The 11,840-nt window shown below is 67.7% G+C and carries 12 protein-coding genes and 1 tRNA gene; 6 read left to right on the forward strand and 7 right to left on the reverse strand.

Annotated elements, in window-relative coordinates; translation table 11 throughout:
* Positions 1-260: 260 nt before the first annotated feature.
* The 3 genes from ACFQE9_RS05055 to ACFQE9_RS05065 all read left to right on the forward strand — a co-directional run bounded on the left by ACFQE9_RS05055 (position 261) and on the right by ACFQE9_RS05065 (position 3,179).
* Positions 261-806, forward strand: a complete 546-nt coding sequence (locus tag ACFQE9_RS05055; protein WP_379741253.1) for a hypothetical protein — start codon at positions 261-263, stop codon at positions 804-806.
* 45 nt (positions 807-851) lie between these two features.
* On the forward strand, positions 852-1,115 hold the full coding sequence (locus ACFQE9_RS05060; protein ID WP_379741256.1) for a DUF5822 domain-containing protein: 264 nt from the start codon (positions 852-854) through the stop codon (positions 1,113-1,115).
* A 192-nt stretch (positions 1,116-1,307) separates the two neighbouring features.
* Positions 1,308-3,179 carry an acetyl-CoA carboxylase biotin carboxylase subunit gene (locus ACFQE9_RS05065; protein WP_379741259.1) on the forward strand — a complete coding sequence of 624 codons (1,872 nt, stop codon included), beginning with the start codon at positions 1,308-1,310 and terminating at the stop codon, positions 3,177-3,179.
* 43 nt (positions 3,180-3,222) lie between these two features.
* Here ACFQE9_RS05065 and ACFQE9_RS05070 read toward each other — a convergent pair whose 3' ends face one another.
* The 3 genes from ACFQE9_RS05070 to ACFQE9_RS05080 form a co-directional block, all read right to left on the reverse strand.
* On the reverse strand, positions 3,223-3,603 hold the full coding sequence (locus ACFQE9_RS05070; RefSeq protein ID WP_379741262.1) for a DUF5820 family protein: 381 nt from the start codon (positions 3,601-3,603) through the stop codon (positions 3,223-3,225).
* A 104-nt stretch (positions 3,604-3,707) separates the two neighbouring features.
* Complete coding sequence (locus ACFQE9_RS05075; protein ID WP_379741265.1) at positions 3,708-4,148, reverse strand: disulfide bond formation protein B; 441 nt, start codon at positions 4,146-4,148, stop codon at positions 3,708-3,710.
* A 189-nt stretch (positions 4,149-4,337) separates the two neighbouring features.
* A tRNA-Glu gene (locus ACFQE9_RS05080) sits at positions 4,338-4,412 on the reverse strand.
* A gap of 153 nt (positions 4,413-4,565) precedes the next feature.
* Here ACFQE9_RS05080 and ACFQE9_RS05085 point away from each other — a divergent pair.
* Complete coding sequence (locus ACFQE9_RS05085; protein ID WP_379741268.1) at positions 4,566-5,171, forward strand: DNA-3-methyladenine glycosylase family protein; 606 nt, start codon at positions 4,566-4,568, stop codon at positions 5,169-5,171.
* A gap of 61 nt (positions 5,172-5,232) precedes the next feature.
* On the opposite strand, the gene moaA is transcribed toward ACFQE9_RS05085, so the two are convergent.
* The 3 genes from moaA to ACFQE9_RS05100 all read right to left on the reverse strand — a co-directional run bounded on the left by moaA (position 5,233) and on the right by ACFQE9_RS05100 (position 7,291).
* The gene (gene moaA, locus ACFQE9_RS05090; protein ID WP_379741271.1) at positions 5,233-6,267 is read right to left on the reverse strand and encodes a GTP 3',8-cyclase MoaA; all 1,035 of its coding nucleotides are present in this window, start codon (positions 6,265-6,267) and stop codon (positions 5,233-5,235) included.
* 275 nt (positions 6,268-6,542) lie between these two features.
* Complete coding sequence (locus ACFQE9_RS05095) at positions 6,543-6,755, reverse strand: hypothetical protein (RefSeq protein ID WP_379741274.1); 213 nt, start codon at positions 6,753-6,755, stop codon at positions 6,543-6,545.
* Between the two features lie 86 nt (positions 6,756-6,841).
* The gene (locus tag ACFQE9_RS05100) at positions 6,842-7,291 is read right to left on the reverse strand and encodes a UPF0179 family protein (RefSeq protein WP_379741353.1); all 450 of its coding nucleotides are present in this window, start codon (positions 7,289-7,291) and stop codon (positions 6,842-6,844) included.
* Positions 7,292-7,467: 176 nt separating this feature from the next.
* On the opposite strand from ACFQE9_RS05100, the gene tmcA reads away from it, so the two are divergent.
* Together tmcA and ACFQE9_RS05110 are read left to right on the forward strand one after the other, a co-directional pair.
* The gene (gene tmcA / locus ACFQE9_RS05105; protein WP_379741277.1) at positions 7,468-9,993 is read left to right on the forward strand and encodes a tRNA(Met) cytidine acetyltransferase TmcA; all 2,526 of its coding nucleotides are present in this window, start codon (positions 7,468-7,470) and stop codon (positions 9,991-9,993) included.
* Between the two features lie 99 nt (positions 9,994-10,092).
* Positions 10,093-11,040: a D-2-hydroxyacid dehydrogenase gene (locus ACFQE9_RS05110; protein ID WP_379741280.1), complete on the forward strand. Its 948-nt coding sequence runs from the start codon at positions 10,093-10,095 to the stop codon at positions 11,038-11,040.
* A gap of 36 nt (positions 11,041-11,076) precedes the next feature.
* Here the strand turns inward: ACFQE9_RS05110 and ACFQE9_RS05115 are convergent, their stop codons facing one another.
* Positions 11,077-11,802: a fumarylacetoacetate hydrolase family protein gene (locus ACFQE9_RS05115; RefSeq protein WP_379741283.1), complete on the reverse strand. Its 726-nt coding sequence runs from the start codon at positions 11,800-11,802 to the stop codon at positions 11,077-11,079.
* Positions 11,803-11,840 lie beyond the last annotated feature (38 nt).

An 11,840-nucleotide genomic window follows, 5' to 3' on the forward strand; every position in this document is an offset into this window, starting at 1 on the left:
GATACGTGGATCCATGGTGTCTCGAAGGTGGCTCGGCGACGAACGGGGGATCGCCTCGGGAGGCGATCGCGGGAGACATGAAACGGGAGCCGGCGGTCGATGACCTCGAAACGATCCGTCTCGACGGTCGAATCGAACCCTCACGGTACCGGGGAACCGGCGCTGCGGATCTCCGGAGGCCCGGTGGCGATCGTGTGTGCGCTCGAGCGTGAGCCCATCGCCGACGGACGTTCCGACAGGGGACGCCCGCCACGATCGCCATGACGAGCGGCCCCCGAACGAAACGGCTGCTGACCGAGACCCTGTGGGAGCACCTCGTAAGCGATCGTGAAGTCAACGGCGATCGGGACCGAAAGTACCGCCAACGGATCAGGGACCGTATCACGGACGCGTTCCGGGAGTTCGGACACCTCTATCCGTACTGGTCATCCACGGAGGTCCGCAAGGCGCTTGAGGATCCGGACGTCGAACTCCGCGACGGGATGCGTGGCGTCGTCGCCATCCTGTATCTCGCCTTGGGTCAACGCGAGTTCGAGGAGCTCGTGGGCACGTCGGTCAACATGGTCGAACAGGAGCTGGATCGGACGGCGGTGGACTACGTCGAGTGCAACCTGGAGTTCCACCGGCCGACCGCGATCATGGATCGCGACAGACTCCGACGGAAGCTGTCGGAGAACCCGAGCGCGCTCACCACCCAGGAGGTCGGCATCCTGATGCAGTACGTCGACCTCTCGGAGGACGAGATCGAGCGTCTCCGTTCATCCGCGGGAGATCCGATCGAAGCCGGACAGCTGAGCTCGGACTGAGGAGAACCCCGCGGATTGATACGGTCCGGGATCCAAGTCGCTCGCGTGCAACCCGTCGAACGAACCGAGGTCGAGGGCGTCGACTACGGGTGGGTGATGCAGACCACGTTCGTCGCCACGATCCTCGTCGGCGCCCCGATCGTGGCGTTGTTGTCGACGCAGGTCGCCCTGGAGACGTGGGGCGAACGCGTGCTCTTTGCCGTTCGCGTCGGCGCGCCCGTCTGGTTTCTGACCGCGGTCGTGGTCTACGTATACGCAAAGCGCACCGACGCCGGCGACGTCGTCGACCCGGACTCCGAGACCGAGTGAGGATCTCGGTCGAGCGGGACACAGCTCGGATCGAGAGCGGGACACAGCTCGGATCGAGAGCGGGACACAGCTCGGATCGAGAGCGGGACACAGCTCGGATCGAGAGCGGGAGCGAGTTCGACGATCGACGACCCGCGATACCACGAAGAACCGATAGAGTCAGGTACCCGCTTGCGGAAACCACCCACAGGAATGTTCGATACGGTCCTTGTGGCAAACCGCGGCGAGATCGCGGTCCGCGTGATGCGCGCGTGCGAGGAGTTGGGGATCGAGACGGTCGCGGTGTACAGCGACGCCGACAAGCACGCCGGCCACGTGCGGTACGCCGACTCGGCGTACAACGTCGGTCCCGCCCGCGCGGCCGACTCCTACCTCGACCAGGAGGCGATCGTCGACGCGGCACGACGGGCCGACGCCGACGCGATCCACCCGGGATACGGCTTTTTGGCCGAGAACGCGAGCTTCGCCGACCGGGTCGAACGCGAGGAGGGGATCACGTGGATCGGCCCGGCCAGCGAGGCCATGGAGCGTCTCGGCGAGAAGACGAAGGCCCGCCAGTCGATGCGGGAGGCGGACGTTCCCATCGTTCCGGGGACGACCGAGCCGGTCGAGGACGTCGAGGCGATCCACGAGTTCGGCGAGGAACACGGCTATCCGATCGCCATCAAGGCCGAGGGCGGCGGCGGCGGCCGCGGAATGAAGGTGCTTCAGGGGCCCGATGAGGCCGCCTCGAAGCTGGAGTCGGCGAAACGTGAGGGCGAGGCCTACTTCTCGAACGACTCCGTCTACCTGGAGCGGTACCTGGAGACGCCGCGCCACGTCGAAGTCCAGATCGTCGCGGACCGCCACGGGAACGTGGTCCACCTCGGCGAACGGGACTGCTCGCTCCAGCGGCGCCACCAGAAGGTGATCGAGGAGGGTCCCTCCCCGGCGCTCTCAACGGAGCTTCGCGAGCGGATCGGGGAGGCGGCACGCCGCGGCGTCGCGGCGACGGGCTACTACAACGCCGGGACCGTCGAGTTCCTCGTCGAGGAGGATCCCGACCGCGATCGCGACGAACCGCTCGGCCCGGAGACGAACTTCTACTTCCTCGAGGTCAACACCCGAATCCAGGTCGAACACACCGTGACCGAGGAGCTCACGGGACTCGACATCGTCAAGGAACAGCTGCGGGTCGGAGCCGGCGAGGAGCTGTCCGTCTCCCAGGAGGACGTCGACCTCGACGGCCACGCGATCGAGTTCCGGATCAACGCGGAGAACGCCGCCGAGGACTTCCAGCCCGCGAGCGACGGAACCCTCGAGACCTACGACCCGCCCGGCGGGATCGGCGTCCGGCTCGACGACGCGCTCCGTGAAGGCGACGAGCTGGTGACGGACTACGACTCGATGATCGCGAAGCTGATCGTCTGGGGGGGCGACCGCGAGGAGTGTCTCGCTCGCTCCAGGCGCGCGCTCGCCGAGTACGACATCGAGGGCGTGACCACCATCGTCCCGTTCCACCGGCTGATGCTCGAGGACGACCGGTTCCTCGAGGGTACCCACACGACCAAGTACCTCGACGAGGAGCTCGATCCCGACCGGATCGCGGACGCGCAGCGCCGATGGGGACCGGACGCGGACGACTCGGCCCCGACGGCGGAGGGGGACGACGACTCCGACGAGGAGGCCGGAGAGCGCGAGTTCACCGTGGAGGTGAACGGCAAGCGCTTCGACGTCTCGTTGGAGGAACACGGCGCACCTGCCATCCAGGTCCCGGAGACCGCCGGCTCAACCGATCGGTCCTCGCGTCCGTCCGCGCCGTCCGATTCCGACGAGGAGTCGGGCGACGACGGCGTCGAGGTGGCCGAGGGCGGCGAGTCCATCGACGCGGAGATGCAGGGGACGATCCTCTCCGTCGAGGTGTCCGAGGGCGACGAGGTCGGCGCCGGCGACGTCGTCTGCGTGCTGGAGGCGATGAAGATGGAAAACGACGTGGTCGCCGAACGCGGCGGCACCGTCGCCGGAGTCCACGTCGCCGAGGGCGACAGCGTGGACATGGGTGACGTACTGATCGTCCTGGAGTGACGAACGAAGGGTCACGGAGCCGACTCGTCGTTTCGATCCCGAATCACTCGCCGACGAGTCGGTCGAGTTCCTCGAAATAGCGCTCTCGTGGCCGTTGGTATGGGTCCCGATAGTCGATCGCGCCGTCCGAAAACCGGCGTGCGACGTCCGCCGCCGACTCGAGCGCCGTCTCGCGTTCCCCGTACGTCTCGGCGAGCGCCTCGATCTCGGGTTCGAGGAACAACACGACGTGCCACTCCCCGGTGCGGTACTGGCCGGCGCCGGGGCGACGGCGACGGGACCCGTTGGTCACGTAGATCGTCGGCAGACACTCCGCGGGAAGGGCGTCGCCGGAGAACACGTCGGGACGGAAAACGAGGATGACCCGACCCTCGGGCTCCTCGTTCCAGACGCGCCAGCCGTCCGGCAGTTCGGGGAGACTCATACCCTCCGTTGGACGCGATCGCTTGAAAGGGGCGCGCTCTCGATCCGTCGGTCACGCCGCCCGGAATCACGTCGACCCAGGACCACGTCAACCCGGAATCGCGTTCACCGCCGCTCAGAGGAGCAGAGGGTGAGCGGATCGGCGATCCCGCGGTCGCAAAGCGCCAGAAGGCCGACGCCGAGGGTGACGAGGAGAAACGCCAGAAGCGACAGCCGCGGGATCGTGAACACGCCGAGCCCGTGCCAGAGGATCGCCCCGCACGACCCGTCGATCCCACAGGAGAGCCCGGAGGAGCGCTGGAGGACAACGTGATAGGCGGCGACGACGGTCCCGAGCGTCGACATCGGGAGTGCGGTCCGCCAGACGCCGACTCGTCCCTCGAGCGTGGCGACGCCGAGGACCACGACGAGCGGGTACATCAGGATTCGCTGGTACCAACACAGCACGCACGGGACGAGTCCCAAGGCCTCGCTGAAGTACAGGCTTCCGGCGGTCGCGATCGCCGCCGTGAGCGTGCAGGCGGCGAGGAGGGTTCGGTGGCGCACGGTCGATACCCGAGGGACGGACGCGAGGACGAAAAAGAACACGTTCGATCGGTTCCTCGGTCGAACCCGTGAACGGTTCCTCGATCGTATCGTCGATAGGCGTTCGATACCTGCAGCGATTCGGGACAGGACGGAACCGGATGGACCGGATGGTCGCCGTCGCTCGCGTCCCGTGGTCGAGTCGAGAAATGCTCGGTCGGGGATTTGAACCCCGGTCATCGGCTCGAAAGGCCGAAATGATTGGCCGGACTACACCAACCGAGCGCCCTGGTGGGCATTCGTAGGGAGTGTGGGGACCCTAATAAATCCCTTCAATCGTCGCCGCCGTGGGTGGTCGACCCGAGGGGAAAGCCGCGGCCGACGCGGCGGGCCACGCGCGGCGAAACCGGTTTCGTTCTCGAGTTCCGATCGGAGAACGTGTCGACGGAAACGCTTCCCCCGGACGTCGAGTCGGTCCTCCGCGAGGACCCGGTTCTCGCGGAACTCGTCGATCGCCACGGCGCGCTCGCGGTGACGCCGGCCGAGAACCCGTTTCGACGGCTGTGTACCTCGATCATCAACCAGCAGCTCTCGACCGCCTCGGCCGAGGCGATCCGTGAGCGGACGTTCGCGCTCCTCGACGGCGAGGTGACGCCGCGTTCGGTACTGGCCGCGGACGAACCTCGCCTGCGGGAGGCGGGCCTCAGCGACTCGAAGGTCCAGTACCTCCAGAACGCGGCCGAAGCGTTCCACGAACGTGATCTCACGGCGTCGGGTCTCTCGGACGCGAGCGACGAGGAGGCGATCGCGGCGCTCACGCGCATCCGCGGGATCGGCGAGTGGACCGCCCGGATGTACCTCATCTTCGTGCTCGGCCGCGAGGACGTCCTGCCGCTTTCGGATCTCGCCGTCCGACGTGGGATCGAGGAACTGTACGCGGATGGCGGGGCGATGAGCCGCGAGGAGATGCGCGAGATCGCAGCGGCCTGGCGACCGTATCGCAGCTACGGAACGCGATACGTCTGGGCCGCATACGAGGGATGAATCGGCGGAACGAAGGATCAACCGGCCGGACGAGAGGTGATCCGTCCGGACGACCGACGGGTCAGTCCGCGACCGACGGGGTCGCCAGGTACTCGTCGTTGATCTCGTAGTCGCCCTCCTCCGTCTCGATCAGGTACTCGCCGTAGTAGGGGACCCGGTTCGCCACCACCGTCTCGAAGGTCTCCGCGATCTCCTCGCGGGACATCTCGCCCATCGAGCGAAGGTCGTCGTTCCGGTTCAGACAGCCCTTGAGGTACCCCTCGTGGGTGACGCGCACCCGCCCGCAGTTCGCACAGAACTCCTCGTTCTCGACGGGATCGACGATCTCGACCATGCCGCCGGGACCCTCAGTATCGGCCGCGTCGCCGTCGTCGTCGCCGACTATACCCTCGCCGACGAAGTACCGCTTCCGGTCGTGCATCTCGCGGTGTTCGACCCGGTCCGCGACGTCGGCGAGCCAGTCGTGGACGCGCTCGATGTCGATGTTCCACTCCGGTCGCCCGGTCAATTCGGGCATGTACTCGATGAGCTGTAGCTGGAGACCGTCGTTTCGCGCGACGTGTTCGACCATACCCTCGACGTAACCGGCGGTGTGCTCGAAGACGACCATGTTGAGCTTGACCGGAGCGAGGCCGGCGTCGAGGGCGGCCTCGACGCCCTCGATCACCCGGTCGTAGGCGCCCGATTTCGTGATCTCCGCGAACGCCTCCGGCTCGAGGGCGTCCTGTGAGACGTTCACGCGATCGAGGCCCGCCTCCGCGAGGGCCTCGGCGCGTCCGGGGAGGAAGGTCCCGTTCGTCGTCATCGAGACCTCCATCGAGTCGGGGGTTCGAGCGATGATCTCCTCGAGGTCCTCCCGGAGCATCGGCTCGCCGCCGGTGAACTTCACCTTTCGAACGCCGTAGCCCTCGACGACCTCGAGAAACCGGACGATCTGGTCCGCGGTCATCTCGTTCTCGCTCGGCTCCATCGGCCCGCGCGTGTCGCCGAGCCCCTCGTTGTGACAGTAGACGCAGTCGAAGTTACAGCGATCGGTCAACGAGACCCGGACGCCGGTGACCTCCCGACCGAAATCGTCCGAGAGCGGTTCGTTCATGTTCGCATGAAGTCCCCATGCGCGCTTAAACACCGGGGTCGGATCCCCGTCCGCGTAACCTTCCAAAGTTACGATCAGGGGGGACCGATCCGACGGTTTATCACAGATTACGACCCAGCCGCCCCGTGCGATAACGACCCGCCGCGCGGCGAGCAGCGATCGTCCGGCGTCCTCCCCGCGCGACCGTCAAGCGATGCCGGCTGTTCGCCATCATCGGTTCGGAAAGCGATCGCTCACCCGCCCTTCAGATCGCACTCCGTGATCCGGATCGGAGTTCACTCGCCGATCCGAACGAGGCCCGAAACGTCGAGGAGACCACGAAGGGTCAGGTAGACGGCGAGGATTCCGCCGAGGACAAGCGAGGGGACCGACACAAGGATCGCCGTCTCGTAGCCGGCGACGAGACGGGCCAGACCGCGGGAGACGAACGAGAGAAGCAGCAGCCCGAACGCGAGCACGGCCAGCCGAACGAACCGCGATCGGTTCATCGATTCATCGATCCGTTATCCGCTCCGATCGTCGACCGGAGGTCGTCCCATCGATCGGTGCCGTCGGAATCGCCGCCATCGGCCGATCACTGCTCCTCGGGAGCAAACTCGACGAGGGTGAGGTCGCGATCGAGGGGACAGTGGTCGTGTGGGGGCTCGCCGAGAACCTGCTGGATCGTCCGTTCCTCCTCGAAGTCGACGCCGTCGGGCACGCAGTACTGGTGGCTCGGACACTCCGTGTGCGGGCAGTCGCCGGCGAGAGCGGTCGTGCTTCCGGCGTAGGCCCGCCTGGAGGGGACGTTCGCGGGCACGGAGGCGGGTTCGACCTCGACGGCGCGAACGCCGCCGTCGTGGACCGCACACTCGAGCGTCTGCGCGTTCTCGCGGACGTCCGTGATCCGGTAGCGCGTTCCCTCCGTGAGATTGAGACACTGCCCGCGATAGGGACAGCCCTCGCAGGCGTCCGATTCCCCCCCGTAGACGAACTCGCGGCCGACGTCCGCGAGTCGGGTTCCGACGAGCGTGACGGTCGACATGCTCCGATCGAGGTCCCCCGGCGCGTTAAGCCTCTCGGCTGGCGACGGCCGCTTTCCGAACGCGATCGCCAGGTCCGAGGCGACGGAGACCGATCGGTCTCGTGATCCGATGGGGTCGGGACGGGCGACGTCCTCCCCCGAAAGCGACATACGCTCGCTCGACCAATTCGAAACGAATGACTGCGGACCGAGCGGTCCAAGGGGATCCCGCGTTCTTCGATCTCGTCTCGCGTCTCCGCGCGGAGGCGATCCGGACCGACGAACGACGGGGAGTGGTACTCGCCGGGGATCGAGACGCCGGCATCGACGCCGCGTTCACGGCCGTGGACGCGGCGAACGTGGACGGCGCCGACGTTACCATCGTCTCGACGCGGGAGGGGTTTCGCTTCGATCGCGTCTCGCCGAGGAGGTCCAGGGAGCTTCTGGGTACGACGCGTGAGGTCGTGATCCTCGACTGTCACGGCCGGTTCCGGCCGAACACGCTCGGACAGGTGCTCGGCGCCGTCGACGGTGGCGGGCTCCTCGTACTCCTCACCCCGGATCTCGACGATTGGCCCGGGATTCACGACGGGTTCGACGAGGGGCTCGCGGTGCCGCCGTACACGATCGACGACGTGACCGGCCGGTTTCGTCGCCGACTCATCGGAGCGCTTCGCGAACACGAGGGGATCGCGATCGCGAGCGTTCGCGAGGGGGAGGAGACGAACGGCCCCCCCGAGGTGCGGGTCAGGGTTCGGGGACTCACTGAGTCGACGGAGCGTCGGGGAGGATCCGCCCAAACGTCGATGCGATCGTCGGCGAACGACGCGTTTCCGGACCTCGTCTACGACTCGTGTCTCACGCGTGACCAGGTTCGAGCGGTTCGTGCGCTCGAGTCGCTTCGCGGACCGACGGCGAACGCGGCGGTCGTCCTCGAGTCGGACCGGGGTCGCGGAAAGTCGAGTGCGGCCGGCCTCGCGGCCGCAGCCCTGGCCGCGGCGGGCGAGCGGGTACTCGTCACGGCCCCCGAGACGTCGAACGTCTCGAGCCTGTTCGATCGAGTCCGTGAGGCCCTGACCGGTCTCGAAGCGGTCGAAACCGTCGACGAGGACGGGCGACGGTTCGAAACCGACGCGGGCGGGGCCGTCGAGTACGTGTCGCCCGAGACCGCCGCCGCGAGCGTGGACGGACGGGGGACGACACGGCACACGGAAGGGGTACAACACACGGAACGGATGCGTGATGAAACGGACCGTTCCCGTTCGGACGCCCTCATCGTCGACGAGGCCGCCGCGCTTCCGGTCGCGACCCTGGAGCGGCTGCTGTCGGCGGACGCGATCGCGTTCGCCACCACGATCCACGGCTACGAGGGCGCCGGGCGGGGATTCTCGGTTCGGTTCAGGGACCGACTCCGGGAGGCGGAACGCGAGGAGGACCGAACGGTCCGCGACGTCCGCCTCGAGGAGCCGATCCGGTACGCCCGCGGCGATCCGATCGAGCGGTTCGGCTTCCACGCGCTGCTTCTCGACGCGGCTCCGGCACCCGAGCCCGCGATCGATGATCTGCGGATCGAGGACGAAGGGAGGTCGGAGCAGGAACTCTCGACCGGAGTCGCTGTGGGCGAGCCCCTCGACGGTTCCCCGATCGAGTACCGATCGCTCGAGCCGGAAGCACTGCTCGCCGACGAGCAGCTGCTGTCCGAGGCATTTGGGCTGCTCGTGTTCGCCCACTACCGGACGGAACCGAACGACCTGGCTCGGCTGCTCGACGCGCCGAACCTGTCCGTGCGCGCGCTGATGGCGCGTGGACACGTGCTCGCGGTCGCGTTGCTGGCTCGCGAAGGGGGACTCGATCCGGAGCGTCGAGCCTCGATGTACGAGGGATCGCGGGTTCGGGGGAACATGATCCCGGACGTGCTCACGAGCCAACTCCGAGACGAGGAGGCCGGACGCCCGGTCGGACTGCGAACGATGCGGATCGCGACCCATCCGGCGCTTCGAGGCCGGGGGCTCGGAAGCCGCCTCCTCGATCGGATCCACGCCGAGTTCGCCGCCACGGGAGACCAACGCGGGGTCGACGGCGAAACGGGGGGCGCCTTGGAGGACGAGGGTGCGGTCGACTACTTCGGTGTCAGTTACGGGGCAACGCCGCGGCTCGTTCGGTTCTGGCGCCGGGCGGGCTATTCCACCGTCCACGTCTCGGCGACGCGGAACGCGGCCTCCGGGGAGCACTCGGCGGTCATGCTCCGTCCCGCGAGCCAGGCCGGGGAGGGGCTGCTCGCGCGGCACGCGGACGCGCTCGCGGACCGTGCCCGTGATGGCCTCTCGGACGCGCTTCGGGCGGTCGATCCGGACGTGATACGGGCGTGTCTCGGCGCGTGTCCGGCGTCGCGATCCGACGAACTCGACCTCTCCGACCGGGAGTGGCGCGCCGCCGCGGCCGCGGCCGTCGGCCCCGGAACCTACGACGCCGTCCCCGGCGCGATCCGAGATCTGGCCGTCGCGTACCTCCTCCGTGGGACGGACGGAGAACTCTCCGCACGCGAGGAGCAAGTGCTCGTCGCGAAGGCGTTGCAGGGTCATCCGGCGGAGCGAGTCGCAGAGGACCTCGGTTTCGAGTCCGAACGCGCGTGTATGCGAACGCTCGGCTCGGCGATCGACGGGCTGCTCGACGTCTACGGCGGCGACGTCGCCGACGCGGAACGCGCGCGGTTCGAGGGGTAGCGTTCGCCTCCAGTCGAGGGCCGGAAGTCGGTCTTCGACGACGAGGACGGACATGCCGCGAGCCGGGGGCTTATCCGATCGCTCGACGAACGCCCGCGCATGTCAGATCCGGACGTGCTGGTCCAACGACAGAAGATCCACGGAATGGACGGGACGACCTACGCCGCGGCGCTTCGCGAGCGGCGTCCGGACCTGACGGTCGTCCACCCCGACACGCCGGAGGAGGAACGCGAGCACCTGCGGACGGTCCGGGCGTCGACCGGATTCGCGCTCTCGCCCGAACAGCTCGAGATCGCAAAGAACCTGGAGCTCTTCGCCGGCGTCTACGCGGGGACCGGCCACCTCGATCTCGACGCCTTCGAGCGCCACGGCGTCGCCGTCACGAACGGCGCCGGGGTCCACGTTCCGAACATCTCCGAGTACGTGATCGGGATGTTGATCGCCCACGCGAGGCGGTTCCCGCGGTCGATTCGCAACCAGGAACGCGAGAGCTGGCACACCCACCCGGTCTCGGAGGTGTCCGGTTCACGCGTCGCGGTCGTCGGACTGGGCGCGATCGGCAGGGGGATCGTGGAACGGCTCGACGCCTTCGACGTCGAGACCGTCGGCGTCCGATACTCGCCAGAGAAGGGAGGCCCCACGGAGGAGGTCTACGGGTTCGACGAGGTTCACGCGGCCGTCACCGACGCGGAGTACGTGGTGCTCGCGTGTCCGCTCACCGAGACGACGGCGAAGCTCGTCGACGCGGATCTCCTTCGAACGATGCGTTCCGACGCGGTCCTCGTCAACATCGCCCGCGGCGGCGTGGTCGACACCGACGCGCTCGTCTCGGCGTTGCGGACGAACGACATCAAGAGCGCGGCGCTCGACGTGACCGATCCCGAGCCGCTTCCGGCGGGCCATCCGCTGTGGCGCCTCGAGAACGCGACGGTGACGCCCCACAACGCCGGGAACACGCCGGAGTACTTCGAGCGATGTGCGGACATCCTCGCGGAAAACCTCGAACGACTCGACAGCGGTGAGACGCTTCGAAATCGGGTCGTGTGAACGGTGCGAACGGACAGCAGGCGGGGTGTCGACGCCCTATGGAAACGCGGCGTCCACGACGGTGTTCTCGAGCGTTCCCACGCCCTCGTAGGTGATCGACACCGTCTGTCCGGGCTCGACGAGGCCGGGGTTTGCGGGGCTCCCGAAGGCGATGCAGTCGCCGGGACGGAGCGTGAACCGCCGCGAGAGGTGTGAGACGATCTCGTGGGGATCGAACAGCATCAACTCGGTGGTCGCCTCCTGGCGGCGCTCGTCGTCGACGAACGTCTCCATCTCGACGTCGAAGGGGTCGACGTCGGTCTCGATCCACGGCCCGAGCGGGGCCGAGCCGTCGAATGCCTTTCGGGCCGTTCTGCCGACCTGATCGAGGGCGTCGACGTCGTTCATGATCGTGTAGCCGCGAACGACGTCCGGAACCTCGCCGGGTTCGAGATCCCGGCACCGTTCGTCTATCACGGCGACCAGCTCGCCGGCGTAGGTCAGCTCCTCGGTCCACTCGGGGTAGGGGATCGACTCGCCGTGAGCGCGGAGGCTCGTCGGCGGCTTGATGAAGAAGTCCGGCTCCTCGGGGCGCTCGTAGGACATCTGATCGAGCGTCTCGGCGTAGTTTCGGCCGACGCAGTAGAGCGCCGACGGTTCACAGGGAGCCAACAGCCGGCCGTCGGTCCCGACCTCGTAGACCCCGTCGTCGGCGACGACCGTCCCGTCCTCGTAGCGCCCCTCGATCGGTCCCTCCGGCGTGAGCAGCCGTGCGAGTCGCATACCGCGTGTGGGTTCGGTGTCGGTAAAAACGACCCGGA

The organism is Halopenitus salinus (genome assembly GCF_042662125.1).
GTDB classification, from domain to species: domain Archaea; phylum Halobacteriota; class Halobacteria; order Halobacteriales; family Haloferacaceae; genus Halopenitus; species Halopenitus salinus.

What these genes read in the sequence shown, in the direction of transcription:
- ACFQE9_RS05055 (WP_379741253.1), top strand. Translation starts at nt 261, where the DNA reads ATGACGAGCGGCCCCCGAACGAAACGGCTGCTGACCGAGACCCTGTGG.
- ACFQE9_RS05065 (WP_379741259.1), top strand. Translation starts at nt 1,308, where the DNA reads ATGTTCGATACGGTCCTTGTGGCAAACCGCGGCGAGATCGCGGTCCGC.
- ACFQE9_RS05070 (WP_379741262.1), bottom strand. Translation starts at nt 3,603, where the DNA reads ATGAGTCTCCCCGAACTGCCGGACGGCTGGCGCGTCTGGAACGAGGAG.
- moaA (WP_379741271.1), bottom strand. Translation starts at nt 6,267, where the DNA reads ATGAACGAACCGCTCTCGGACGATTTCGGTCGGGAGGTCACCGGCGTC.
- ACFQE9_RS05095 (WP_379741274.1), bottom strand. Translation starts at nt 6,755, where the DNA reads ATGAACCGATCGCGGTTCGTTCGGCTGGCCGTGCTCGCGTTCGGGCTG.
- ACFQE9_RS05100 (WP_379741353.1), bottom strand. Translation starts at nt 7,291, where the DNA reads ATGTCGACCGTCACGCTCGTCGGAACCCGACTCGCGGACGTCGGCCGC.
- tmcA (WP_379741277.1), top strand. Translation starts at nt 7,468, where the DNA reads ATGACTGCGGACCGAGCGGTCCAAGGGGATCCCGCGTTCTTCGATCTC.
- ACFQE9_RS05110 (WP_379741280.1), top strand. Translation starts at nt 10,093, where the DNA reads ATGTCAGATCCGGACGTGCTGGTCCAACGACAGAAGATCCACGGAATG.
- ACFQE9_RS05115 (WP_379741283.1), bottom strand. Translation starts at nt 11,802, where the DNA reads ATGCGACTCGCACGGCTGCTCACGCCGGAGGGACCGATCGAGGGGCGC.